We start from the raw sequence: 24,161 nt of genomic DNA, 5'->3' as shown, positions 1-24,161 counted from the left end.
GAAGACAGGGCGCGGACGCCCGGTTGGACCCAGAATGCCCTCGTTCCTGGTTTCGCCCCAGGATGCGTCGGTCGGCGGCGAGCGCGCTCTCGGCCTCGGTGCGCCGCCAGACGGCCTGCTCCAGGATCTCCTCGGTCTGCTCCAGCTCGACCTTGAGCGCCTCCTCGCGCCCGGCCACCTCGGCGGCCTCGCGCTCGTAGTCCTCGGGGTCGCGCCCGCGTCGCTCGATGGAGGCCGCCTCGATGGCGTGGCGGTGCCGCTCGGTGGCCAGGGTCTCGACGCTGTGCAGCCGCTCCTTGAGGGCCGCAAGGCGGTAGAAGGTCTCCTGGGCGGTGGCCAGGCGGGGCTGGGCGGCGCCCTCGGCCGCCTCCAGCTCGGTCTCGCGGGCCTGTCCCTGCTCCAGATCGGCCTCGACCTGGGCGCGCCTGGCGCGCACCGTGGCCTCGTCGGCCGCCTCGCGGTCGAGGTGGGTGCGCAGCCGTACGACGTCGTCGGCGAGCAGACGCAGGCGGGCGTCACGCAGGTCGGCCTGGATCACGGCCGCCTTCCTGGCGATCTCGGCCTGGCGGCCCAGCGGCTTGAGCTGGCGGCGCAGCTCGTTGGCGAGGTCCTGCACACGGGTGAGGTTGGCCTGCATGGCGTCGAGCTTCCGCAGCGCCTTCTCCTTGCGCTTGCGGTGCTTCAGGACGCCCGCGGCCTCCTCGATGAAGGCCCTGCGCTCCTCGGGGCCGGCGTGGAGCACGGTGTCGAGCTGGCCCTGGCCCACGATCACGTGCATCTCGCGGCCGATGCCGGAGTCGGACAGCAGCTCCTGGATGTCGAGGAGCCGGCAGGTGTCGCCGTTGATGGCGTACTCGCTCTGCCCCGACCGGAACATCAGCCGGCTGATCGTGACCTCGGTGTAGTCGATGGGCAGCGCGCCATCGCTGTTGTCGATCGTCAGCGTCACCTCGGCGCGGCCCAGGGGCGGGCGCGAGGACGTGCCGGCGAAGATGACGTCCTCCATCTTGCCGCCGCGCAGGGACTTCGCGCTGTGCTCGCCCATGACCCAGGCGAGCGCGTCGACCACGTTGGACTTCCCCGAGCCGTTCGGGCCAACCACGCAGGTGATGCCGGGCTCGAAGCGGAGCGCCGTGGCCGAGGCGAAGGACTTGAAGCCGCGCAGCGTGAGGTTCTTGAGATACACGCGCGCCGACCTCCCCATCCGCTGCGAGATCGCCCGCAGACCACTGGGACGATCCCTGCGGGGCACACTACCGGCTCAGGGACCGTTCGAGTGTCGCTTGCGGCGATGCTCAGGCAGGGGAAGACGCTTCATCCCGGCTCGATGCTTCGCAACCGCCTCGGCGGGGAACGATTGGGCAAAGAAAAGCCGGGTAAATGACAAGGGACGCCTTTGCGGGGCGTCCCTGACAGTGTGTTGCCGTACCGGAACCTCTCAGGTGAGGGCCGGCTCGCGATCTTGCAGACTTGCGAACGCCTCATCGCGCGACTGCGCGGCGAGAGCGTCGTTCTGGGCCTGGAGCCTTGTGAGCTCTGCCTCCAGATCCCGGATTCGCTGCTGGAGACGGCGCATTTCCGAGACCATTCGAGGGTCAAGACCGCCGACGTGGCCGAGTAGAGCCTTCGCCATGGTTAAGGGTCCTCCACGCTGAGTGACCAAACTGGTTCGCGCACTTCATGCCGCGGGAGGGGTGCGCGTGTTTCCTATCAAGAGTCGCACCGGCAATGGAGGCGGTCAAGTTGAACGCTCCCCATGAATGCACCAATGGGCACTCCCGACATGTAAATGTACCCTATTTAGGGGGTTTAAGGGAAGCGCCTACCGCTCCACAAATCCACCAAAACCACCGCGAACCGGCGACCAGCGCTCCACCACTGCATCTACCCGCCCCGGAGCGTCACCACCCCTGAGCAGGGCAAGGAGCTTCTCGCAGGCCTCGCGGGGCCCCTCGGCGACCACCTCGACCCGGCCGTCGGCGAGATTCGACGCCGATCCGACCAGACCGAGCTCCAGCGCACGAGACCGCGTCCACCAGCGGAAACCCACTCCCTGGACCCGGCCGCGCACCCAGGCGTTGAGACGAATGTCACTCATACCCGCATCATGCGCGTCTGTCATGCCCGGATCCGGGGTTGACAGCGGGGGCAGCTGTACGAAGACCTGTTCATGAACGCCTCCCGCAGAACGGGCCCGCCGCAACGGGCACAGGGCTCGCCCTGCCTGCCGTACACGTTGAGTGACCGATCGAAGTAGCCACTCTCACCGTTGACGTTGACGTAGAGGCTGTCGAAGGACGTGCCGCCCTGGCCGAGCGCCTCGCCCATCACCGCCCGCACCGCCGCCAGCAACTCGTCGATCTTCCGCCTGCTGAGGGCCCGGGTCGGCGTCCCTCCGTGCAGCCGGGCCCGCCACAGCGCCTCGTCGGCATAGATGTTGCCGACACCGCTGATCAGCGACTGGTCGAGGAGCGCCCGCTTGATCTCGGTCTGCCTCGCGCTCAGCCGCGTCGCGAACACGTCGTCGTCGAACGCCTCTTCGAGGGGATCGGCCGCGATGTGCACGATGGGCTCCGGCACGGGGCGTCCGAGGGTCACCAGCGAGGCGATCAGCAGGTGGCCGAAGGTGCGCTGGTCGACGAACCGCAGCTCCGGGCCGCCGTCGTCGAAGCCGAGCCGCACCCGCAGGTGCTTCTCGACCGGAGAGCCGGGCCCGACGACCAGCAACTGGCCACTCATCCCCAGATGGGCGAGCAGGGCGTCGGAGGCCCCGGCCGGGGCATCTTCCCCGGAGCCACCCGAAGGGCCCTCTGAGGCGCTCTCGGCGTCGCCGAGGGGCATCCACAGGTACTTGCCCCGGCGCTCGGCGGAGACCAGCGTGCGGCCCGCCAGCCTTCCGGCGAACTCGGCGGCCCCGGGCACGTGCCTGCGGATCGCGCGGGGATGCAGGACCTCGGCGTGGGTGATGGTGCGGCCGGCCACCCAGCGCGAGAGCCCTCGCCGGACGACCTCGACCTCGGGCAACTCTGGCATGGGCTAGGTGGCCGCCTTCTCCAGCTTTTCCTGGGCGTCGCTGCGGGCGCGGATGGCGGTCCACGCGGCCTCGGCGGCCTGCTGCTCGGCCTCCTTCTTGCTGCGGCCGGCGCCCGAGCCGAACTCCTGCCCGCCGACCCTGACGACCGCGGTGAACGACTTGGCGTGGTCGGGCCCGCTCTCGTCGACGTGGTACTCGGGAACGCCGAGCATCTCGGAGGCGGTGAGCTCCTGCAGCGAGGTCTTCCAGTCGAGGCCGGCGCCGAGCGAGGCGGAACGCTTGATCAGCGGGTCGAAGAGCAGGTGGACCACGCGGAACGCCTCGTCGAGCCCCTTGTCGACGTAGACGGCGCCGATCAGCGCCTCCAGGGTGTCGGCGAGGATGGAGGACTTGTCACGGCCCCCCGTGCCCTCCTCGCCCCTGCCGAGCCGGGTGAAGCGGCCGAGGTCGAGGGCGCGGGCGACGTCGGCGAGCGCGCGCATGTTGACCACCGCGGCCCGCAGCTTGGCCAGTTGGCCCTCGGGCAGGTCGGGGTGGCCGCGGAACAGGGTGTCGGTGACCACGAGACCCAGCACCGAGTCGCCCAGGAACTCCAGGCGCTCGTTGGTGGGCAGGCCACCGTTCTCGTAGGCGTACGAGCGGTGCGTCAGCGCACGCTCCAGGAGCGCGTCGTCCAGACGGACGGCGAGCACCCGCTCAAGCTCATCTCTGGCGACCTCTACGGCGATCGGCTTTCCACCTGCGGCCACGTCTCCTCCTCGGACGGGAATCTCCGGCCGTCACGTAGCACGTCACGACCATGGTCGCGATGGCGGATGGAACGCGGGAAATGCCCGAAAACGTGGTGGACGCCGGGAGATTGCGGCAACCCCGGCGCCCACCACGGTCGCGGGCGAACCGCCACCGCACGCCTTGGAACGGTGGACGGTCGTCCCGGCCGGATGCGAGGCATCCGGCCGGCTCACCGGCCACCGCAGGCGTGATCAGGCCGACGGCTCGATGACCTGTCGGCGGTTGTAGGTGCCGCAGGTCGGGCATGCCACGTGCGGCAGCTTCGGCGACCGGCACTGGTTACAGCTCACGAGCGCGGGCGCGGCGGTCTTCCACTGCGCGCGGCGGGAGCGGGTGTTGCTCCGCGACATCTTCCGCTTGGGGACGGCCACGTCAACCCTCCGGGTCATTGTTGTTATCGGATTTCAGGCCCTGCAACGCCGCCCAGCGGGCGTCGATCTTCTCGTGCCGGTGGTCCGGGCCGGCTTCCGCCAGCTTGGCCCCACACTCCACGCACAGCCCGGGGCAGTCTTCACTGCAGACCGGGCTCAACGGCAGTGCGAGCACCACCGCGTCGCGGAATGTCGGCTCGAGATCGAGAAGTTCACCGTCGAGGAGTGAGTCGTCCTCGGCGGCGTCTTCCGCCGAGTAGAAGAAGAGCTCCTGGAAGCCGACCTCGATCTCCGAGGTCAACGGATCCAGGCAACGCGAGCACTCTCCGCTGAGGGGAGCCTTCGCCGTGCCCGTGACGAGCACGCCTTCCATCACTGCCTCGAGCCGCATGTCCAGCTCGATTTCGGCGTCCTTGGGAACGCCGATCATGCCGACGGAGAGATTCACCGGAGCCGGGAGAGAGCGGGTGATCTCGCGCATAGAACCCGGTCGCCGCCCCAGATCGTGGGTGGAAATCACCCAGGGGGCACGGGGGTCGAGGCTATGCAGCGTCTTCCTGCTCTCTTGAGGCATGGCGAATCACCGCCGTCGTACAAGGCCGATGAGAAAGAATACCAGGACTTAGCCGCGCAGCCGCTCGACGAGCATCTGGTGCACGAGATCGGGCACGAGTCCGGACACGTCTCCACCGTACCGCGCGATCTCCTTCAGCCTGCTCGACGACAGGAAGGAGTACTCCGGGTTGGTCGACATGAACAGCGTCTCCACGCCCGACATCCGGTAGTTGAGCTGGGCCATCTGCAGCTCGTAGTCGAAGTCGCTGACCGCGCGCAGACCCTTGACGATGGTCGGGATGCCCTGCTGCTTGCAGAAGTCGACGAGCAGCCCGTGAAACTTCTCCACGCGCACGTTGCCGTACTCCCGCGTCACCGCTTCGAGCGTCGCGATGCGCTCGTCCACGGTGAACAGGCTCTTCTTCTCCACGTTGATCAGAACGGCGACGACCACCTCGTCATACAGGCGCGACGTCCGGCCGATGATGTCGAGGTGACCGTTGGTGACGGGGTCGAAGGACCCCGGGCAGACGACACGACGCAAGGCTTACCCCCAGCTTGACTGGTTCCCGGCGGCGCGACCGTACCAAACAGACGCTTCGCCATAGCGACGGACCCTCTCCTCTTCGAATCCCGAGGGCCAGACCAGGTCCTTCCCCCGTGACTCGCGCTCCACCGCGACCAGGGCGTCCTCGGCGAGCCAGCCGTTGTCGCGCAGCCCTTCGAGCACCTGGCGGACCACCTGGTCGCCGACGGCGTAGGGAGGGTCGGCGAACACGAAGTCGTACGGCTCGGAGCACGCGCCGGCGACCACCCGCTCGACCCTGTCGCCCACGACGACGGCCCCCGGCAGCCCGAGCTCTGAGATGTTCGCCTTGATCGTGCGCGCGGCCTTCGCGTCGGACTCCACCAGCAGCGCGTGCGCGGCGCCCCGCGAGAGCGCCTCCAGGCCCACCGCGCCCGACCCTGCGTACAGATCGAGCACCCTGGCGCCGTCGAGCGGCCCAAGGAGGGAGCCGACGGAGGAGAACAGGCCCTCCCTGGCGCGGTCGCTCGTCGGCCGCGTGGCACGCCCCGGAGGGACGGCGATGCGCCGCCCGCCGGCGGTTCCTGCGATGACTCGGGTCACCCGTCCATTCTCGCGGTTCGGCGCGACTTCCGAAGCCGCAAGGTCAAGAGTGGCCAAGTGTCGGCGACGAATGCGCAAGGGTCGTTCCCCACCGCCGCCCGAACCCACATGATGAGTTCTGCGGCCTTCATGGTGACCCAGGGGAAGGCCGACCGGCGTGATCGTGAGCCCTTCCGCGCGCCGGTGCCCTCGGCACCTGACCCGAGGGTGGGCCCAGCCAGGGACGGCATTCGGGGGGAGGCCGTCCCAAGGCTGGGCCCTGGGTCATTCTCATGACCCAGGGCAGCCCCCCATCACCAGGCGGATCAGGCCTTTTCCAGGTATTCGGCGCGGTCGTCGCCGAGCAGCCTGTCGATCTCGGCCTTGAGCGCGGGATGCTCCTTGAGCTCCGGATCACCTGCCAGCAGGCTCGCCGCCTCCTCGCGCGCGTGCCTGATGACGTCCTCGTCGCGGAGCAGCCTCAGCATCTTGAGCGACGACCTGCGCCCGGACTGCGCCGCGCCCAGCACGTCGCCCTCGCGCCGCTGCTCAAGGTCGACCCTGGACAGCTCGAAGCCGTCGAGGGTGGCGGCCACGGCGTCGAGCCGGTCGCGTGCCGGGGTGCCCGCCGGGAAGTCGGTGACGAGCAGGCAGAGGCCGGGCAGCCCGCCACGGCCCACCCGCCCGCGAAGCTGGTGGAGCTGGGAGACGCCGAAGCGGTCGGCATCCATGATCACCATGACCGAGGCGTTGGGGACGTCCACCCCGACCTCGATCACGGTGGTCGCGACGAGCACGTCCAGCTCGCCCCGCGTGAAGGCGCGCATCACGCCGTCCTTCTCGTCGGGGGGAAGGCGTCCGTGCAGCGCCTCGACGCGCAGGCCGTGCAGGGGCCCGTCGGCGAGCATCGGGGCGACCTCCAGCACGGCCAGAGGCGGGCGCCGCTCCTCATCGGAGTCAGGCGCCGCGTCGCTCAGGTCGCCCTCGTCGCCCTCCAGGTCGCCGATGCGGGGACAGACGATGTACGCCTGACGGCCGAGGCCGACCTCCTCGCGGATGCGCTCCCAGGTGCGCTCCAGGAAGTGGGGCTTGTCGGAGGCGGGCACCACGTGGGTCGTGATCGGCGCCCGGCCCGCGGGAAGCTGGGTCAGGGTGGAGACCTCCAGGTCGCCGAAGACCGTCATGGCGACCGTGCGCGGGATCGGGGTGGCGGTCATGACCAGGACGTGGGGACGGCCGCCGCCCGCCTTCTCGCGCAGCGCGTCGCGCTGCTCGACGCCGAAGCGGTGCTGCTCGTCGACGACGACGAGCCCGAGGTCGGCGAACTGGACGTGCTCCTGGAGCAGGGCGTGGGTGCCCACGACGATGCCGGCCGCACCGGACGCGGCGTCGAGCAGCGCCGCGCGCCGGCCCGCCGCCCCCATCGAGCCGGTCAGCAGGGTCACCGCCGTGCCGCCGAACATGCCGCCCGTGCCGAGGTCGCCGAGCATTCGGGTGATCGACCTGTGGTGCTGCTGCGCCAGGACCTCGGTGGGGGCCAGCAGAGCCGCCTGGCCGCCGGCGTCGACGACCTGGAGCATCGCCCGCAGCGCCACCACGGTCTTGCCCGCGCCGACCTCGCCCTGCAGGAGCCGGTGCATGGGGTGGTCGCGTGCCAGCTCGGCCGCGACCTCCTCGCCCACCTCGACCTGGCCCTCGGTGAGCTGGAACGGGAGCCGGCCGTCGAAGTCGGTGAGCAGCCCGTCGTCACGGCGGGGCCGGGGCGTGGCGGGCCACGCGGCGGCGGCCTGGCGCCGCTGGGCCAGCACGGCCTGGAGGACGAACGCCTCGTCGAACCTCAGCCGCTTGCGCGCCCGGGAGATGTCGCCCTGGTCGCGCGGCCGGTGGACGGCCTCCAGCGCATCGGCCAGGCCGGGGAGCCTGTGGCGCGACCGCAGCTCCTCGGGGAGCGGGTCGGGCAGCGGGCCCAGCGTGTCGAGCACGATGCCGATCGCCCTGCGGATCACCCACGACGAGATGCCGCCGGCCGCCGGGTAGATGGGGACCGGGGCGGCGGCGAACTCGGCCGCCGAGGACTCGCTCTCCTCGAAGAGCTCGAACTCGGGATGGTTGAGCTGCCACTTGGCGCGCTCGCCGCGCCCGAACCGCCCGACCTTGCCGGAGAACATCGCGCGCGTGCCGGCCTTCAGGCGGCTCTCGATCACGTGGGAGACCTTGCCGAAGAACGACAGGTAGATCGCGTTGCGCCTGGCGTCGACGACCTCGACCTCAAGCCATGTGCCCGAGCGGTTTCGCATGGGCTTGCGCATCAGGCGTGAGACCTCGCCCACCACCGTCACGTGCTCGTCGACCTCAAGGGCGTCGAGGGCGGTCAGCTCGCCCCGCTCGGCGTACCGCCGGGGGTAGTGGCGCAGCAGCTCGCCGACCGTGGTGATGTTGAGCGAGCTCTCCAGCGGCTTGGCCGTCTTGGGGTCAAGCGCCTTGATGAGCGGCTCGTCGAAACGCGTCACGTCACCAAGTTCTACCGCTCCCGGCCGACAAGAACACCATGCTCACCGTCCACGCCGGGCACGGACGCTCCGTGTCCCGGCCCCGGGCGGCGGGCGCATTCGACGCGGACCGGGTCATTCGATGCCGATCAGGAGGGGATAGCCGCCCTGCCCGCCCTCGTAGGTGACGACCTCGATGTCCGGGCGCACCGCGTCGAGGTGCTCCCGTACGGCCGGCGCCAGCCGCGCGCCGGCGGTGGACCCCACGATCAGGGTCGCGAGCTCGCTGCTGACCGAGAGCATGCGGGAGGCGACCTCCACGGCGACGTCCTCCACAGCGACGCCCTCCGCGGCCGTGCCGATGAGGGCGACGTCCCCGTCGATGACACCGAGCACGTCACCCGGGCGGCACATCCCCGCGCTGGTCATGGCCTCGCGGTCGGCCACCCAGACGTGGCCGTGGCGGGTGTGGCCCGCGGTGTCGGTCATCGCCACCACGTCGTCGTCGAAGCGGCGCAGCGGGTCGTGCACGGCCAGTGCGGCGAGGCCCTGCACGGTCGCCTTGGTGGGCAGCACGCTGACGACGACGCCCTCCTCGCGGGCGATCTCGGCGGCGGCCACCGCCACCGCGTTGACCCCGGTGTCGTTGGGCAGCACCACGACCTCGGTCCCCGCCTCCCTGATCGCGGCGAGCACGGCCGCCAGCGAGGGGCTCGATCCGGGCTCACGGCGCACCACCACGGCCCCGGCCTCCTGGAACAGCCTCGCGATGCCGTCGCCGGCCGCCACGGCGACCACGCCGCGCCCGTTCCCGGCGCGATGGGTGCGGGCGGGCGCCTCCAGGTAGACGACCTTGATCCGGTACGGCCGTCCGGCGCGCATCCCGGCCTCGATCGCGGCCCCCGCGTCGTCCACGTGGACGTGGACGTTCCACAGGCCGTCTCCCCCGACCACCACCAGGGAGTCGCCGAGGCCGTCGAGCTCGTGGCGCAACCCGGCCACGGCGTCCTCACCGGCCGCGAGGAGGTACATCACCTCGTATCCGGGGCTCTGCGACGCCTCCGGCTCTAATCGCTCGGTGGGCGCGGGCACGTCGTACCGATCGACGTAGGAGTCGGTGATCACGGCCGCGAGGCTCTCGACGATGACCGTGAGCCCGGCCGCGCCCGCGTCCACGACGCCGCTCCGCGCGAGCACGTCGAGCTGGCCCGTGGTGCGGCCGAGCGCCCCGCGTGCGGCCACCGCCGCCTTTCTGGCGACCTCGGCCAGCTCGTCGGACGCGTCCTGCACGGCTCCCGCCACCGCGCTCAGCACGGTGAGGACGGTGCCCTCCACGGGCCTCGCCACGGCCTCGCGTGCCATCTCTGCCGCCCTTGTCAGCCCTTCTCGCAGGTCACGGCCGCCGCCCTTGGTGTGCTTGAGCACCTCGGCCATGCCGCGCAGCGCCTGGCTGACGATGACTCCGGAGTTGCCCCGGGCGCCGAGCAGTGCCCCCTGGGCGAGAGTGCGCCACGTGCTCTCGGAGTCGGCGTCCTGCGGCAGCCCGTCGAGCGCCTCGGCGGCCGACAGCATGGTCAGGTGGAGGTTGGTCCCGGTGTCGCCGTCGGGGACCGGGAAGACGTTGAGCGCGTCGATCTCCGTACGGGCGCGGCCGAGGACGTCGGCACACAGCCGTGACCACCGTCGCACGGCCTGGGGATCGAGAACCTGGAGCGACTCGCGCACGCCCTGACCGGCAGAGGCGGGCTCCGGGGAATCCAGTGCCCGGGACGACCCATGGACACGCCCACCGGCGTCGGCGGGCTCCGGAGGATCGAGGATCTGGAGCGACTCCTGGACACGCTCACCCGGATCGGCGGGCTCCGAAGGCATGCGGCTCCTTCCTCCTGCGCGGGCGCGTTTCCGCGCTCGTTCGCGCGTGTGTCGCGGGCGCCTTCCCGTGCGCGTCCGTACGTACGAGTCTCCTGCGCGGATGCCTTCCGCGCACCCTTGTGAGTACATGAGATCACCGGGGATGTTCAAGATCTTCCGGCACGGTCATGTGAGCACACGGATGCCTCGCGTGGCTCCGAGGTGTACGGGGTCCGGTTCTTCTCGTCCGGATCGTTCTCGTCCGGGATCGTCTTCTCGTCCGGGATCTCGCCGGGTTCGCACGTGCGCGAACGCGGGGTCTCCGGTAATGCGCTACGGTTGGCGTTACGAGATTATCTCCGTTCGCCGGTTCCCCCATTTGGCGTGCACCGCGCAACATCGGATACCCTCGTGTGGCCAGCCGGTTGTCCCGGCATGCCCGACCACCGCTTCTACCTCGGTTTCGGGCCTATTGACTGATCTAAGGAGCGATGACCGTGGCTTCCGTCTGCGACGTTTGCGGCAAGGGGCCGACTTTCGGCAACAACATCTCGCACTCGCACCGCCGCACCCGCCGCCGCTGGAACCCGAACATCCAGCGTGTGCGCGCCATGGTGGGCAGCACGCCGAAGCGGCTGAACGTGTGCACCTCCTGCATCAAGGCGGGTAAGGTCACCCGCTGACCCGAGCTTCCAGAAAGCCCGTCACCCACCAAGGGCGACGGGCTTTCTGCGTCGCGGGTGTGGTCTGGGGGCGTGGCGCGAGGCTCGCTGGGTAGCTTGTTCTCGTGCTGAATCCGCCCGTACGACTGAGCGTGAACGCCTCCACCGGCCAGAAGGTCACGGTCTCGGTCATCGCGCTTCTCTTCCTGGCCGTGCTCGGCGCCATCGCCGGTGTCGCCACCCTCGTCCTCGGGGGTCCCACGCCAGGTTTCCCGTCCAGCGGGTCCATGGATTCGCCGTTCGACGACTTCCCCGGCACCGGGGTCAAGGTGCTCTTCGGAGTGATCGCCGTGCTGATGGTGGGGTTCGTCGCCACCATGGTGCTCGGCACATACAGGCGGCGGGCGGTCCTCAGCGGCACCGTGCTGGAGGTACGCGGCCTGCTCGGCACCCGGGAGGCCGACCTGGCCACGGCGCGCGTGTGGATCGACTCAGAGCCGGAGTACGTCAGGAACCCCCATGGCGAGGGCACGATCCCCACGGGGCGCCGCGTGCCCCATCTGGTGGCAGAGGACCCGGGCGACGGGCGGAGGATCCGGCTCCGCCTCCACAGCATGGCCCGCACCCTGCTGCCGCCCCACGAGCTGAACGCCCTGGCCAACGCCGTCGAGTCGGGCACCCGCGCCGGGTCCGACGTGGACGCCTCCCAGGCCGCCGACACCGCGGTCCTCCTGCGCCGCCTCGCCGACGACCCCATCGCCCGCCTGCTCTGACCGCCCCCGCCCGTTCTCTGGACCGCCCCCGTCCGCACACCGGACCGCCCCGGCCGCACAGCGGACCGCCCCGGCCGCCGTGAGTGAGGACGTACGGCTCAGCGGAGGCGCCAGGCGTGGTCCACCGGGCCGATGCCGGCGCCGAGGGGGAAACCGTGGGCGATGGCGCCCGTGACGTACTCCTTGGCCCTCCCGACCGCGCCCGGCACGTCCTCGCCCAGCGCGAGGTACGACGCGATGGCCGAGGCCAGCGTGCATCCCGTGCCGTGGGTGTGCCGGTTGTCGTGCCGCTCGGCGGAGAAGCGGTACTCGCTGACGCCGTCGGTGAGGAGGTCGACCGGCGGGCCAGGAAGGTGGCCTCCCTTGATCAGCACCCATGTGGAGCCGAGCTCCAGCATCGCCTGGGCCGCCGGGCGCAGGCCGTCCTCGTCCTCGACCTTCACCGACGTGAGCTGCTCGACCTCCCAGAGGTTGGGGGTCACCACGGTCGCCACGGGCAACAGGCGGGACGCGAGCGTGTGCACCGCCTCGGGGGCCAGCAGCGAGTCGCCGTGCTTCGAGACCCCGACCGGGTCGACCACCACCGGCACGTCCACACCGGCCAGTACCTCGGCGACCACCTCGACCAGCTCCGGGGACGCCAGCATGCCCGTCTTGATCGCCTGGGCGCCGATGTCGCCGAGCACCGAGTCGAGCTGGGCGCGCACCGCCTCGGCGGGCAGCTCCCAGTAGCCCTGAACGCCGAGGGAGTTCTGCGCGGTGACGGCCGCGATCACGCTCATGCCGTGGACGCCCAGCGCGAGCATGGTCTTCAGATCGGCCTGGATGCCCGCGCCTCCGCCGGAGTCGGAGCCTGCGATCGTCAGCACACGGGGAGGAGTCACCCACCCATCAAATCAGGGTGGGGCACCCACCAAGGCCACCGGTCATCGGTTCCCCCGGGGTCCCGGCCCGGTGCCAGGGCAGCGACCCGTCGTCCGCTTCGAATGGCCCGCCTGGTCGCAGGCGGCCACCGTTCCCGGCGACACCGACGGGTCGCCCCCGTCGGCCAGGGGCGTCGCGTCCGGGGACGGGGTGTCGGTCTCCTCGATCGAAGGGACGGGCTCCGGCGCGTCCTCGACCGTCCGGCTCGGTCTCGGGGTGGGGGTGCGCGTACGGTCCGGCGTGGGGCGGGCGGAGGCGACAGGTGCCGACCGGTCCGGGGTACGGCCGGCGCTCGCCGACGGCTTGGCCGACTTGGACGCGCGAGGGGACCCGGTGCCGGACGGATCCGGTGTGGTGAGGCCTTCGGTGTCCGTGGGTGCGGGCAGCACGTTCGCCGGCGGCTTGCCCGTGACGATGGCGGCGCATGCCTGACCCGCGGGACAGTCCGGGGCACGTCTGAGTTCGAGCTGCGACGAGGAGAGCTTGACGCCGATGACGACGGTGCCGACGGCGGTGACCGCCGCTACCGCCGACAGCGCCATGAGACGGCGCCCCCGCCAGAACCGGGTCCGGCTCGCCCGTGCCCTCCTCCCATGCCTCCCCGGGTCCAGGGTGACCGAGATGGCCTCACGGCCCGGCCTCGTTCGCGGTGGCTCGGAATCGGGGAACGCGGCCTGCTCCTGCGGTCCTGCCTCCGGCTCCGGAGCGGCCACAGCGGCGTCCCATGCGGGAGACCGGACACCACCGTACGAACCGGTGGTGGGGGCGTCCTGGGATGGGGTGGGGTCGTCCAGCCAGGCTGGGCCGGTCGCTTCGGCCAGCCACTCCTGGGTGCCGCGCTCGTCGTCGTGCCATCTCGGACCCCTGTGCTCACCCGCCCGCCCAGGGTCGGACTCCCGGTCTCGGGATGACGTGTGGCGTCCCCGTCGCATGAAGCGCCCTTCTGGTAGAAAATACGACGCCACACTTCATAACACCTTTAATACGTCTTTGTCACAATTTTCACCTTAGTCACGGAAGTGATCCCAGCCACCCTGAGGCTCGTCATGGCCTCTGACCTGCACGCCTTCCCCTTCGACGACCCGCCCGATGACCCGCCACTCCGGCGGCAGCCGTACGTCCGCCGGGAAGACCGCGACCAGCGCGTGATCGTCCCCGCCCGTGAGCACCCACCGCAGCGGGTCCACCCCCAGCTCGGCCGCGGCGGCGGCCAGCGGTTCCGGCACCGGCAGGTCCTGGGGCTCCAGCTCGACCCGCACGCCGCTCGCCTTGGCGATGTGCCCCACATCCTGGAGCAGCCCGTCGCTGACGTCGGCCATGGCCGTGGCACCGAGGACGGCGGCCCCCGGTCCGCAGCCGTACGGCGGCTGGGGGCGCCGGTGGGCGTCCACCAGCTCGGGATAGGGAAGCTCTTCACGTCCCGCCAGCAGCAGCGCCAGCCCGGCCGCCGCGTGGCCGAGCCGGCCCGCCACGGCCACGACCTGGCCCGGCCGGGCTCCCGACCGTGTGACCGGGGCACGCCCGCCCAGGTCGCCCAGCGCCGTCACCCCCAGCACGACCTGCTCGGAACTGGAAATATCACCTCCCGCGACGCTTGCGCCGACCAGCGCGCATTCGTCCCCGAAGCCGTCGGTGAGCCCGTCGAGCCACGCCGTCGGAAGGTCCCCGGGAAGCCCCAGCCCGACGAAAATGGCCGTAGGATCGGCACCCATCGCCACCACGTCGGCGAGGTTCTGCGCTGCCGCTTTTCGACCGATGTCGTACGCACTGGACCAATCACGGCGGAAGTGTCTACCCTCAAGTAGGAGATCCGTCGTCACGACAACTCGTCCATCGGGGGCGCGAAGGACCGCGGCGTCGTCGCCGGGGCCAAGCAATACCGCCGGAAATTGTGGCAAGCGTCCGACAATACGTGCAATGATCCCGAATTCACCAAGATCTGCGACTCTGATAGCACACCTCCAGGTGTGTTGCATGTACGGTGGCGATTCGGCACTGATCTAGCTACGGACTGATACAAAGCTTCGCCCCCGCGGGAGGACGTGATGGTGCAGGCCTACATCCTTATCCAGACAGAAGTTGGCAAGGCCGCCGAGGTCGCAGGCGCGATCGCGGTCATCTCGGGGGTCACCCAGGCGGAGGACGTCACCGGCCCCTACGACGTGATCGTTCGTGCCGAGGCAAGCAACGTGGATGATCTCGGCAAACTCGTCGTCGCACAGATTCAGGCCGTTGAGGGAATCACGCGTACCCTTACCTGTCCGATAGTCCATATCTGAGCGTCGACACCTCTGGGGGAAGCCGTGGTCCGGGTCGTCTTGGCCGCGGTGGTCCTGGCGCTGCTCGCGGGCTGCGGCGGGGCCGTGAGAGTCGATCCCCCCACTCCGCGGGGCGCCACGGCTACCGCCTGCGCCACGCTGAACGATCGGCTGCCCCACACTCTCGACGGCGCGGAGCGCGTCCCGTCCGAACCCCGCTCGCCGTACGTCGCGGTGTGGGGCGGGGCCGAGATCGCGCTCCGCTGCGGAGTGTCCCGCCCCGTCGCCATGGATCCCATGCAGCAGGTGCCCGAGATCAACGGCGTCGCGTGGTTCGCCGACCCGGTCAGGCCCGCGCTGTTCACGGCGATCACCCGTGACGGCTACGTCGAGGTGACGATCTCCCGCAAGCACCAGTCCGCCGGGGTGCTCGTCGACCTCGCCGCCCCGATCAAGGCGGCCTTCCCCGGCTGACCAGGCCGACCCGACTGACCCGGCTGCCTTGGCTGACCCGGCTGAACGGCCGCGATCAAGCCGGCACGGCGGATCACCGCAGTCCCACGGGACGGTTGAGCGCGAGCTGGATGAGCCGGTCGACCAGCTCGGCGTACGACACGCCGGAGGCGGCCCACAGCTGCGGCGCCACGGACACGGCGGTGAAGCCGGGCATCGTGTTGATCTCGTTAAGGATCAGGCCGCCCGCCGGGGTGTAGAAGAAGTCCACGCGGGACAGCCCCTCGCATCCGAGTGCCTCGAACGCCCGTACGGCCATCTGCCGCAGCTCCTCGCTCACGGCCTCGGGGAGGTCGGCGGGCACGGCGAGCGACATGTCGGAGCCGATGTACTTGGCCGAGAAGTCGAAGAACTCGTGGTCCTCGTTGACCAGCACCTCGCCGGGGTGGCTCGCGGCGGGCGGCTCGTCCCCGGGGGACTCCAGCACCGCGCACTCGATCTCGCGCCCCTCGATGGCGGCCTCGACGAGGACCTTCGGGTCGTGCTCGCGGGCGTGCTCGATGGCCCGCTCCAGCTCCTCGAAGTCCGCGGCCCGGGAGATGCCCTGGCTGGAGCCCGCGCGGGACGGCTTGACGAAGACGGGCCAGCCGAGCACCTCGACGTCCTTCATGACGCGCTCGCGATCGAGGCGCCAGTCACGGTCGCGCACCACGACGTACGGGCCGACGGGGAGCCCCGCGGCCGACAGCAGCGCCTTCATGTACGCCTTGTCCATGCCGACCGCGCTGGCCAGCACGCCCGAGCCGACGTACCGCACTCCGGCCATCTCCAGCAGACCCTGGATGGTGCCGTCCTCGCCATAGGGGCCGTGCAGCATGGGGAACACGACGTCGACCTCGCCGAGCGAGCTGGGGATCCGCCCGGCGTCGAGCGCGACGATGGACCCGCGGTCGGAGGGGAGCGCGAGCGAGGTGCCGCTCGCGTCGACGGCGGGAAGCTCGCCGCCCTCGATCTCGAACCTCTGGTCGTCTGAGGCCAGCACCCAGCGCCCGTCCGGCGAGATGCCGATCGGGACGACGTCGTACTTGGACCGGTCGATGGCCGAGAGGACGCTGCCCGCGCCCATCAAGGACACCGCGTGCTCGGAGTTGCGCCCGCCGAAGACGACCGCCACCCGTACACGAGGCCGGGATTCATGCTGATGGCTCATGATGCACGAATCTACCTTGCGCCCCTGTCGTCCCTGCTTGTCAGGTGCGGGTCGCGGTGTTCGAACGGAGCGCGTCGAGGGCGTCCGTGACGTCGGCGATCAGGTCCTCGGAGTCCTCAAGGCCGATGGAGAAGCGCACCGCGCCCGCGTCGATGCCGGAGGCCGTGAGGGCCGCCTCGTCGAGCTGGCGGTGGGTCGTGGAGGCCACGTGGGCGACCTTGGTGTGCGTGCCGCCGACCGAGGTGGCGATGCGCGCGAGCCGTACGGCGTCCGCCAGCATGACCCCCGCCTCGTAGCCGCCGTGCGGGGTGACGGTGACGCACGCGCCGTACCTGGTGCCCTCGGGGCCGGAGTCGAAAAGCTGGCGGGCGAGCTGGTGGCCGGGGTGGTCGGGCAGGCCGGGGTAGTCGACGCGCCGTACGGCCGGGTGCTTGGCCACGGCGGCGGCGAAGACCATCGCGGTGGCGCACATGCGCCGCACCCGGAGCGGGAGCGTCTCCAGGCCCCGGCGCAGCAGGAAGGCCTCGTCGGGCGACAGGGTGCCCCCGGTGTCGATGCGCACCTCGCGGATCTGGGAGATCAGGTCGGGACGGCCCACCACCGCCCCGCCGGTGCAGTCGTCGTGCCCGCCGATGTACTTGGTGGCGGAGTGGATGACCACGTCGGCGCCGTGTTCCAGGGGACGGCACACCACGGGGGTGGCGAAGGTGGAGTCGACCACCAGCAGCGCGCCCGCGTCGCGCGCGATGCGGTAGAGCCCCCGGATGTCGGCGACCGTCATCGTGGGGTTGCTCAGCGTCTCCGCATAGACGATCTTGGTCGAGGAGCGCACGGTGGCGTGGACGCGGCGCAGGTCGGAGTAGTCCACGAAGTCGACCGAGACGCCGAAGCGTGCCAGCACGTTCGACAGCAGGGAGTACGTGCCGCCGTACACGGGAGCGGGCGCGACGACGTGGGAACCGGCCCGCAGGAAGGTCATGAGCACCGCGCTCACGGCCGCCATGCCCGACGAGAACGCCTGGCCCGCGACGTCCTCGGGAGCCGCGGCCCCCTCCAGCGAGGCGATGCCGGAGGCGAAGGCCGCCACGGTGGGGTTGTCGACGCGGCTGTAGGCGAAGCCCGGGACGCGGTCGCCGACCACGTCGGCGTACTCGGCCGAGCTGTCGAAGCTCCAGGCGGCGCTGCGCCACACGGGCAGCCCGATGGGAAGCTGACGGGGGACGGGAGCGGGCGGCAGATGGACCGCCCGGGAGTTCTCGCCGAGTCTCCTGCGCATACGTCGAGAGAGTGTCACACGCCGTACCGTTCGGGCTTGGGAGTACGCGACATGAGCAGCATCGCGGCCTCGCTGGGGGTCATTCCGTCGTGGACCACGCCCACCACCACCTCGGTGATCGGCATTTCCACGTCGTGCTTCCTTGCCAGGTCGAGAACCGACTCGCAGGACTTGACCCCCTCGGCGGTCTGCCTGGTCGCGGCGATCGTCTCGGCCAGGGTCATGCCCCGGCCAAGATTCTCACCGAAAGTGCGGTTCCTGGACAGCGGGGACGTGCAGGTCGCCACGAGATCGCCCATTCCCGCGAGGCCGGCGAAGGTGTGGGGGTCGGCCCCGAGCACCGCGCCCAGCCGCGAGATCTCGGCCAGGCCGCGCGTCATGAGCGTCGCCCTGACGTTGTCGCCGAGCCCCATGCCCGCCGCCACGCCCACGGCGAGGGCGATGACGTTCTTCACGGCGCCGCCGAGCTCGACCCCCACCACGTCCGCGTTGGTGTAGGCGCGGAACCACGGCAGATGGCAGGCCTCCTGCAAGCGCCCGGTGACCTCGTCGTCGACGCTGGCGACCACCGTGGCGGCCGGCTCGCGCCGGATCAGCTCCCCGACGAGGTTCGGGCCGGACACGACGGCGACCCGCTCGGCCGGGACGCCGGCGACGTCGCAGATGACCTCGCTCATGCGCTTGGACGTGCGCAGCTCGATGCCCTTCATCAGGCTGACGAGCACGGCGTGGCCGGGAATGTGCGGGGCCCAGGCGGCCAGGTTGCCGCGCAGGGTCTGGGACGGCACGGCGAGGACGACGAAGTCGGCGCCCTCCATCGCCTCGGCCGCGTCGGTGGTCGCGCGCAGCGACGAGGGGAGCCGCACCCCCGGCAGGTACTCGGGGTTCTCGTGCCTGCGGTCGATGGCCTCGACCACCTCGGCGCGCCGCCCCCAGAGCGTCGTCGAGGTGCCCGCCTCCGCCAAGATCATCGCGAAGGTGGTCCCCCACGAACCGGTTCCGAAAACGACGGCCTTGGTCATCTGTTCACCGTACGCTCACTCCACCGCGCCGAGTCGGCGCTCACCACCGGACGTCTCGCGGTCACCCGGCGCGGCTCTCGGCCTCGTCGAAAGGGGCGCCGGGCGCCTTCTCGCCGCGAAGCTCGGAGAGCTGGGCGGTGATGGCGGCCATGATGTCGGCGGTCGCCTCCTTGAGCACGCTGCCGCGCATGGGAAGTCCCTCGTACTTCGAGAGATCGACTGGTGGCCCGGCGAGCACGCGGAAGGTCTTGCGGGGGAACAGCCTCGGCCTCTTCTTGCCGTACGGCAGGATCTCCTGCGCGCCCCAGTGGGCGACGGGGACCACCGGGACGCCGGTGGCCAGCGCCAGCCGGGCCACGCCGGTCTTGGCGGCCATGGGCCAGAACTCGGGGTCGCGCGTGATCGTGCCCTCGGGGTAGAAGATCACGCACGAGCCGTCGCGCAGGGCCTGCTCCGCGTCCTTCAGGGAGCGCGCGGCGTCGGTGCTTCCGCGATACACCGGGATCTGCCTGCACTTCCTGATGATCGCGCCGATCACCGGGATGTCGAAGACCCCGGACTTCGCCAGGTAGACGGGCCAGCGGCCGTTGTCGTAGGCGTAGTGCGCGAACAGCAGCGGATCGCTCCACGACAGATGGTTCGCCGCGATGATCACGCCACCGGTGCGCGGCAGGTGGGCGCGGCCCCGCCAGTCGCGCTTGGTGAACAGATACAGCAGCGGCTTGACGATCGCCACGACTAGGGCTTCCCACGGGATGGGCGGACGTCCGGGGCGGCTCATTGACTCCTCCAGTCATGCCTGTGCGTCATCAGTCTCCCGGTTGGCTCCACGAGATGTCGAGGCGGGATGCTAAGGCTATGCGTGGTACGGAACGTAGCGTCCTCGGCCGGCAATCCGGCTGGACCATTGTGGTGCCGGTGAAGACCCTGGTCGCCGCGAAGACCCGCCTGGCCGCGGCGACCGGACCCTACCGCGCCGCGCTCGCCGTGGCGATCGCGTGTGACACAATCTCGGCTGCGCTGGCCTGCGGGGACGTGGCCCGGGTCGTCGTGGTGACGGGTGATCCCGTGCCCGCGGAGGCCCTGTCGGCGCTGGGCGCGCACGTGGTGCCCGACCCGGACGCCGGGCTCAACGCCGCGCTCCGGTTCGGCGGCGCCGAGGCCGTACGGCTGGCGCCGGGCGACCCGATCGGGGCGCTCCAGGCCGACCTGCCCGCCCTGCGGCCGGAGGAGCTGGGCGTGGCGCTGGCCTTGGCCGCCGACTTCGACCAGTCGTTCGTCCCCGACGCGGCCGAGATCGGGACGACCTTCTACGGGGTACGGCCCGGCGTGGCGTTCGCCCCGAGGTTCGGTGGCGAGTCGCGGGCCAGGCATCTCGGCGGCGGCGCGAAGGAGCTGACGCCGGACGGCATCCCCTCGGTGCGCCGTGACGTCGACACGCCTTCGGACCTGGAGGAGGCGCTGGCCCTCGGTGTCGGCCCGCACACCGCGGCCGTGGTGAAGACGCTGAAGGAGTCCTCCACGTGGAGGACTCCTTCGTGATCGGTAGGTAGCCGGTACGGTCGGTGGCCGGCGGTTCATATGGGGTCAGTGGCCGGCCGCCTCACCCTCACGCGCGTGCTTCGGCAGCAGGAAGGCGACGAGGAACGTCAGCAGCAGCATGCCGTCGACGACCCACAGGATGGTCTTCATCGCGTCGCTGAAGCCTTCCTTGCCCGCCGCGGCGCCGGCCGTCATCACCGCCTTCTGGATGCCGCCGCCGGTCTCTGGGGACGTCGCCGCGGCCCTGGCGTCGGCCTCCAGCCGCGTGCAGGAGGCGGGCACCTCGGCCGGGTCCTTGGCGACCGCGCGGTCGTGCCCGCAGGCGCGCACCCCGGTGACGATCCGGTCCTGCGCGGGGCCGGTCACCCGTACGGCGGCCAGGTCGGAGCGCAGCTTCGGCGTCACGTCGTCGGCGGCCGTGGCGACGCTGCTACCGAGGATCCCGAAGAACACCGTGCCGAGGAGCGCCACGCCGAACGCGCTGCCGAGCTGCTGGATCGCCGTCAGCGAACCGGAGGCCGAGCCGGTCTCGTGGTCCTCGACCCCGGCGAGCACGATGTTGAAGAACGGCGCCATCAGCATGCCCATGCCGATGCCCGTCACGAGCAGCGCGGGGGCGAGCTGCCACGGGGTGACGCCGACGCCGGCGAGGTTGAGCGTGACCAGGATGGCGAGCACGCCGAGGGCCATGAGCAGCGTGCCGCCGTGCAGGAGCTTGCGGCCGTACTTCTGGAGTGGCTGGGCGAGGCCGAAGCCGACGACCATGCCGAGCGACCACGGCACCATCGACAGGCCGGCCTTCAGGGTCGAGTAGCCGAGGCCGAGCTGGGTGTAGAGGTTGAAGACCAGCGAGAAGCCGACCATCCCCGAGAAGAAGACCAGGCCCGTGACCAGCCCGCCGGTGAAGGCGCGCTTGCGGAACAGGCTGGGGACGATGAGCGGGTCGCCGCCGGCCCTGCTCCTGCGGGACTCGAACCAGCCGAAGAGCGCGAAGACCACGACGGACGCGCCGATCATCAGGAACGACCAGAGCGGCCAGTCGTGCTCCCGGCCCTGGACCAGCGGGAAGACGAGCAGCAGGCCCGCCAGCGTGGCGAGGACCACGCCCGCGAAGTCGAGCTTCAGCGGGTGAGGCGACCGCGACTCGGGCAGGAACCGCAGCCCGCACAGCACGGCGGCGACGCCGAGCGGCAGGTTGATCAGGAAGATCATGCGCCAGCCGGTGCCGAAGAAGTCGGCGTCGATCAGCCAGCCGGCGAGGATGGGGCCGCCGACCGAGGACAGGCCCATGACCGGCCCGAACATGCCGAAAGCCGCCTGCATCTCCTTGGGCGGGAACATCTCCTTGATCATGCCGAGGCCCTGCGGGAGCATGACCGCGCCGAACAGCCCCTGGACGACCCGGGCGGCGATCAGCAACTCGGGCCCCTGGGCGACGGCGCACAGCAGCGACCCCACGGTGAAGCCCGCGGCGCCGATGAGGAACATCCGCTTCCGGCCGAAGATGTCGCCGAGCCTGCCACCGGTGATCAGGCCGACGGCCATCGACAGGGTGTAGGCGGCGCCGAGCCACTGGATGGTCGCGGCGCTCCCGCCCAGCTCGTCGCGGATGGTGGGCGAGGCGATGTTGGTGACCATCGCGTCGAGCAGGTCCATCACCTCGGCGGCGAGGATGACGAAAAGGGCCGCCCAGCGCCACCGGTATGGCGCCGTCTCGGGCGGTGCCTCCTTCAGGGAGGTGTCTGTCGTCGTCATGCGGGCTCCTTATGCGACCGAGCGTCGTCCACGCTCATAGAACAGTGTTCACTTGAATTGAGCAGTGTTCTACCATTGAACACCGTTCGACGGCAAGTGCGGCGTTCTCAAGATATGTCGCATGTGCCGGATAGACAAGATATATCGCGAAATAGAGTGGTGTTCTAGTAGGGCGAGCACTGTTCAGCGGGCCAACTACACTCGATCACCACGGACTCCAAGGGGCGTGACGCATGAGCGAGCCAGAGCGCGACGACCAGACCATGCCCTCTGCCGCTCCCTGGGAGCGGGCACGCAAGCGGCCGGCCCCCGTGCGCGTCCCGCTGACGCGCGAGCGCATCGTCGACGCGGCGTTCGTCGTGCTCGACCGCGAGGGCTTCGACAGGCTGAGCATGCGCCAGGTGGCCTCCGAGCTCAGCGTGGCCGTCTCGGCGCTGTACGCCCACGTGCGGAGCAAGGACGAGCTCTACCAGCTCATGTACAACCGGCTGTTCGACGGCCACGAGCTGCCCGATCCGGACCCCGAGCACTGGCAGGAGCAGATCAAGGAGTTCGCGCGGCACGGCCGGGCGCGGCTCCTCGCGCACCGTGACATGGCCCGCATCTCCATGTCCCACGTGCCCTTCACCCCCGAGCTGCTGCCCCACGTCGAGCGGCTGATGGCGATCTTCCGCAGCGCCGGGCTGCCGGACAAGGTGGCCGCGACGGCGGGCGACATGATCTCCACGTACATGGACGGGTTCGCCTTCGAGGAGAGCATGTGGGAGGAGCGCCGCCGCACCAGCGAGGCGGACACGTGGGACGAGATGCGCGCCACGCTCATGGGGTACTTCGACGCGCTCCCGCCCGACCGGTTCCCCAACCTGGTCGCCCTGGCGGGCATGATGTTCCACGAGACCAACGACGCGAGGTTCGAGCTCGGCCTGGAGATCATCCTGCGGGGCCTGGCCTCGTACGTCCAGCCGCGCGACCCTGCCTGAGCTCCTGACTCCTGTGGAGTGATTTCCCGCGCGGTAGGCTGGCCGGCGTGCAGGCAACGGTGCGCGTCTTCGACCTCGAAACCCGTGAGGGTTCGGTCTTCCTCGACGACGGGACCGAGATCCCGTTCGGCGCCGCCGCCTTCGACGCGGGCCCTCTGCGACTGCTGCGGGCCGGCCAGCGGGTGAACATCCGCGTCGAGGGCGACGCCATCACCGCGATCACCCTCTCGACCTTCCCGCTGCCTGAGTGACCCGCCGCCCGCGCCCCCTGACACGGCGACGCCCGGAACCCCTGGTGGGGTTTCCGGGCGCGCAGGTGAGCCGGTAAGGCGTCACTTCTTCTTGGCGGCCTTCTTTCCGGCCGCATTGACCTGATCCTTGAAATCGGCCCCGGCACGGAACTTTGGTCCCCAGCTCTCGGCGACCTTGATGGGCTCCCCCGTCGACGGGTTCCGTGCCTGGCGGGCCGGCTTGTGCGCCATCTCGAACGCGCCGAAGCCCGTGATCGAAACCTTCTCCCCGTTCGAGACAGCGTGCTGGATGGCCTCGATTATCGCGTTCACGGCCTCGGTGGCCGTCTTCCTGTCGCCGACCCGATCTGCGATCGCGTCCACGAGTTCTCGCTTGTTCATCTAGGTTGCTCCCCCTGTTACCGCTGTCTGAGGATGAGCGCTGCGGCGGGCCAGTGCCCGTACCCCGCCTCACCCGGTGTGGCCAAGCGCGGGGTTTCGGCACGCACCCACCAGTCAACGGTCAGAAACCCCTTACCCGCTTGAAATTAAGGGACACGCGGCCAGGACTCAATCACATTCCGCAATGTTTCGCCTACGCGGCGTGTCGGAATCCTCTTCGAGATCCGCGAGAAAGGCGTCCAGACGGGTGTCCGCGTGGTCGACGTCCCGCTTTGCGAGGTCGCAAATCGCTACGAACCTCCTCGCGAACCGCTCTTTCTCGTCAGGGGAAAGCCTCGCGGCGGTCACGCGGCGGTAAGCGTCGCGCAACCGCCGCGCCAGCTCGTGCTCGGGGCTCGCGGGCGTGTACGCGGCTTTGCAGGCCGCTGCCTCGCCTCTCGGCCACTCCACCAGGATCTTCGAGCGGACGACGGG

General features: G+C 70.5%; 28 protein-coding genes. 7 read left to right on the top strand and 21 right to left on the bottom strand.

What is annotated here, in order from left to right:
• The 11 genes from AB0B89_RS21155 to AB0B89_RS21105 form a co-directional block, all read right to left on the bottom strand.
• The coding region (locus AB0B89_RS21155) for an AAA family ATPase (RefSeq protein WP_358555268.1) at positions 1–1,186 on the bottom strand (1,186 nt) is incomplete at its 3' end.
• 252 nt (positions 1,187–1,438) lie between these two features.
• Entirely contained in the window at positions 1,439–1,633 is a 195-nt protein-coding gene (locus AB0B89_RS21150; protein ID WP_358555265.1) for a hypothetical protein, read from the bottom strand.
• A gap of 189 nt (positions 1,634–1,822) precedes the next feature.
• Positions 1,823–2,098 carry an acylphosphatase gene (locus tag AB0B89_RS21145; protein ID WP_358555262.1) on the bottom strand — a complete coding sequence of 92 codons (276 nt, stop codon included), beginning with the start codon at positions 2,096–2,098 and terminating at the stop codon, positions 1,823–1,825.
• A 20-nt stretch (positions 2,099–2,118) separates the two neighbouring features.
• Positions 2,119–3,033 carry a bifunctional DNA-formamidopyrimidine glycosylase/DNA-(apurinic or apyrimidinic site) lyase gene (mutM, locus tag AB0B89_RS21140; protein WP_358555260.1) on the bottom strand — a complete coding sequence of 305 codons (915 nt, stop codon included), beginning with the start codon at positions 3,031–3,033 and terminating at the stop codon, positions 2,119–2,121.
• 3 nt (positions 3,034–3,036) lie between these two features.
• A complete protein-coding gene (gene rnc / locus AB0B89_RS21135; RefSeq protein ID WP_358555273.1) occupies positions 3,037–3,726 on the bottom strand; it encodes a ribonuclease III in 690 nt (229 codons plus the stop codon).
• Between the two features lie 291 nt (positions 3,727–4,017).
• Complete coding sequence (rpmF, locus tag AB0B89_RS21130; protein ID WP_189161846.1) at positions 4,018–4,197, bottom strand: 50S ribosomal protein L32; 180 nt, start codon at positions 4,195–4,197, stop codon at positions 4,018–4,020.
• Position 4,198: 1 nt separating this feature from the next.
• Entirely contained in the window at positions 4,199–4,771 is a 573-nt protein-coding gene (locus AB0B89_RS21125; protein ID WP_358555257.1) for a YceD family protein, read from the bottom strand.
• A gap of 48 nt (positions 4,772–4,819) precedes the next feature.
• Positions 4,820–5,296 carry a pantetheine-phosphate adenylyltransferase gene (gene coaD, locus AB0B89_RS21120; RefSeq protein WP_358555254.1) on the bottom strand — a complete coding sequence of 159 codons (477 nt, stop codon included), beginning with the start codon at positions 5,294–5,296 and terminating at the stop codon, positions 4,820–4,822.
• Positions 5,297–5,299: 3 nt separating this feature from the next.
• Positions 5,300–5,881 (bottom strand): 16S rRNA (guanine(966)-N(2))-methyltransferase RsmD, encoded by a 582-nt coding sequence (gene rsmD, locus AB0B89_RS21115; protein WP_358555251.1) that lies wholly within the window; start codon positions 5,879–5,881, stop codon positions 5,300–5,302.
• Positions 5,882–6,186: 305 nt separating this feature from the next.
• A complete protein-coding gene (recG, locus tag AB0B89_RS21110) occupies positions 6,187–8,370 on the bottom strand; it encodes an ATP-dependent DNA helicase RecG (RefSeq protein ID WP_358555248.1) in 2,184 nt (727 codons plus the stop codon).
• A 114-nt stretch (positions 8,371–8,484) separates the two neighbouring features.
• Positions 8,485–10,221: a DAK2 domain-containing protein gene (locus AB0B89_RS21105; protein WP_358555245.1), complete on the bottom strand. Its 1,737-nt coding sequence runs from the start codon at positions 10,219–10,221 to the stop codon at positions 8,485–8,487.
• Positions 10,222–10,697: 476 nt separating this feature from the next.
• On the opposite strand from AB0B89_RS21105, the gene rpmB reads away from it, so the two are divergent.
• Both rpmB and AB0B89_RS21095 read left to right on the top strand, forming a co-directional pair.
• Complete coding sequence (gene rpmB / locus AB0B89_RS21100) at positions 10,698–10,883, top strand: 50S ribosomal protein L28 (protein ID WP_262848146.1); 186 nt, start codon at positions 10,698–10,700, stop codon at positions 10,881–10,883.
• Positions 10,884–10,987: 104 nt separating this feature from the next.
• Entirely contained in the window at positions 10,988–11,635 is a 648-nt protein-coding gene (locus AB0B89_RS21095; protein ID WP_358555242.1) for a hypothetical protein, read from the top strand.
• 98 nt (positions 11,636–11,733) lie between these two features.
• Here AB0B89_RS21095 and thiD read toward each other — a convergent pair whose 3' ends face one another.
• From thiD to AB0B89_RS21080, 3 genes are all read right to left on the bottom strand, one after another.
• Complete coding sequence (gene thiD, locus AB0B89_RS21090) at positions 11,734–12,519, bottom strand: bifunctional hydroxymethylpyrimidine kinase/phosphomethylpyrimidine kinase (protein ID WP_358555239.1); 786 nt, start codon at positions 12,517–12,519, stop codon at positions 11,734–11,736.
• Positions 12,520–12,561: 42 nt separating this feature from the next.
• Positions 12,562–13,491 carry a hypothetical protein gene (locus tag AB0B89_RS21085; RefSeq protein ID WP_358555236.1) on the bottom strand — a complete coding sequence of 310 codons (930 nt, stop codon included), beginning with the start codon at positions 13,489–13,491 and terminating at the stop codon, positions 12,562–12,564.
• 75 nt (positions 13,492–13,566) lie between these two features.
• A complete protein-coding gene (locus AB0B89_RS21080) occupies positions 13,567–14,535 on the bottom strand; it encodes a thiamine-phosphate kinase (protein ID WP_358555233.1) in 969 nt (322 codons plus the stop codon).
• Positions 14,536–14,604: 69 nt separating this feature from the next.
• Here AB0B89_RS21080 and AB0B89_RS21075 point away from each other — a divergent pair, with 69 nt between their 5' ends.
• A complete protein-coding gene (locus AB0B89_RS21075; protein WP_358555230.1) occupies positions 14,605–14,838 on the top strand; it encodes an Lrp/AsnC ligand binding domain-containing protein in 234 nt (77 codons plus the stop codon).
• A gap of 24 nt (positions 14,839–14,862) precedes the next feature.
• Positions 14,863–15,291 carry a DUF3515 family protein gene (locus AB0B89_RS21070; RefSeq protein WP_358555227.1) on the top strand — a complete coding sequence of 143 codons (429 nt, stop codon included), beginning with the start codon at positions 14,863–14,865 and terminating at the stop codon, positions 15,289–15,291.
• A 73-nt stretch (positions 15,292–15,364) separates the two neighbouring features.
• On the opposite strand, the gene AB0B89_RS21065 is transcribed toward AB0B89_RS21070, so the two are convergent.
• The 4 genes from AB0B89_RS21065 to AB0B89_RS21050 form a co-directional block, all read right to left on the bottom strand.
• On the bottom strand, positions 15,365–16,480 hold the full coding sequence (locus AB0B89_RS21065) for a D-alanine--D-alanine ligase family protein (protein ID WP_358555224.1): 1,116 nt from the start codon (positions 16,478–16,480) through the stop codon (positions 15,365–15,367).
• Positions 16,481–16,520: 40 nt separating this feature from the next.
• Positions 16,521–17,756, bottom strand: a complete 1,236-nt coding sequence (locus tag AB0B89_RS21060) for an aminotransferase class I/II-fold pyridoxal phosphate-dependent enzyme (RefSeq protein ID WP_358555221.1) — start codon at positions 17,754–17,756, stop codon at positions 16,521–16,523.
• Positions 17,757–17,770: 14 nt separating this feature from the next.
• The gene (locus AB0B89_RS21055) at positions 17,771–18,778 is read right to left on the bottom strand and encodes an NAD(P)H-dependent glycerol-3-phosphate dehydrogenase (protein ID WP_358555218.1); all 1,008 of its coding nucleotides are present in this window, start codon (positions 18,776–18,778) and stop codon (positions 17,771–17,773) included.
• Positions 18,779–18,839: 61 nt separating this feature from the next.
• Positions 18,840–19,559, bottom strand: coding sequence for a lysophospholipid acyltransferase family protein (locus AB0B89_RS21050; RefSeq protein WP_358555216.1), 720 nt, complete (start codon positions 19,557–19,559; stop codon positions 18,840–18,842).
• 77 nt (positions 19,560–19,636) lie between these two features.
• Between AB0B89_RS21050 and cofC the strand changes: the two genes are divergently transcribed.
• Positions 19,637–20,320 (top strand): 2-phospho-L-lactate guanylyltransferase, encoded by a 684-nt coding sequence (gene cofC, locus AB0B89_RS21045; protein ID WP_358555213.1) that lies wholly within the window; start codon positions 19,637–19,639, stop codon positions 20,318–20,320.
• Positions 20,321–20,365: 45 nt separating this feature from the next.
• Here cofC and AB0B89_RS21040 read toward each other — a convergent pair whose 3' ends face one another.
• Positions 20,366–22,075 (bottom strand): MFS transporter, encoded by a 1,710-nt coding sequence (locus AB0B89_RS21040; RefSeq protein ID WP_358555210.1) that lies wholly within the window; start codon positions 22,073–22,075, stop codon positions 20,366–20,368.
• Positions 22,076–22,308: 233 nt separating this feature from the next.
• On the opposite strand from AB0B89_RS21040, the gene AB0B89_RS21035 reads away from it, so the two are divergent.
• Positions 22,309–23,055, top strand: coding sequence for a TetR/AcrR family transcriptional regulator (locus tag AB0B89_RS21035; protein WP_358555207.1), 747 nt, complete (start codon positions 22,309–22,311; stop codon positions 23,053–23,055).
• Positions 23,056–23,102: 47 nt separating this feature from the next.
• Positions 23,103–23,306: a hypothetical protein gene (locus AB0B89_RS21030; protein ID WP_358555204.1), complete on the top strand. Its 204-nt coding sequence runs from the start codon at positions 23,103–23,105 to the stop codon at positions 23,304–23,306.
• Positions 23,307–23,387: 81 nt separating this feature from the next.
• Here the strand turns inward: AB0B89_RS21030 and AB0B89_RS21025 are convergent, their stop codons facing one another.
• Both AB0B89_RS21025 and AB0B89_RS21020 read right to left on the bottom strand, forming a co-directional pair.
• The gene (locus tag AB0B89_RS21025) at positions 23,388–23,687 is read right to left on the bottom strand and encodes an HU family DNA-binding protein (RefSeq protein ID WP_358555201.1); all 300 of its coding nucleotides are present in this window, start codon (positions 23,685–23,687) and stop codon (positions 23,388–23,390) included.
• Positions 23,688–23,855: 168 nt separating this feature from the next.
• Positions 23,856–24,161: hypothetical protein (locus tag AB0B89_RS21020; RefSeq protein WP_358555198.1), on the bottom strand; the 306-nt coding region annotated here is incomplete at its 5' end.

This window comes from Sphaerisporangium sp. NPDC049002, from assembly GCF_040649355.1.
Lineage (GTDB): Bacteria > Actinomycetota > Actinomycetes > Streptosporangiales > Streptosporangiaceae > Sphaerisporangium.
The sequence above is the reverse complement of the archived record's forward strand: the minus strand, read 5'-3'. Positions and strand labels throughout refer to the sequence as shown.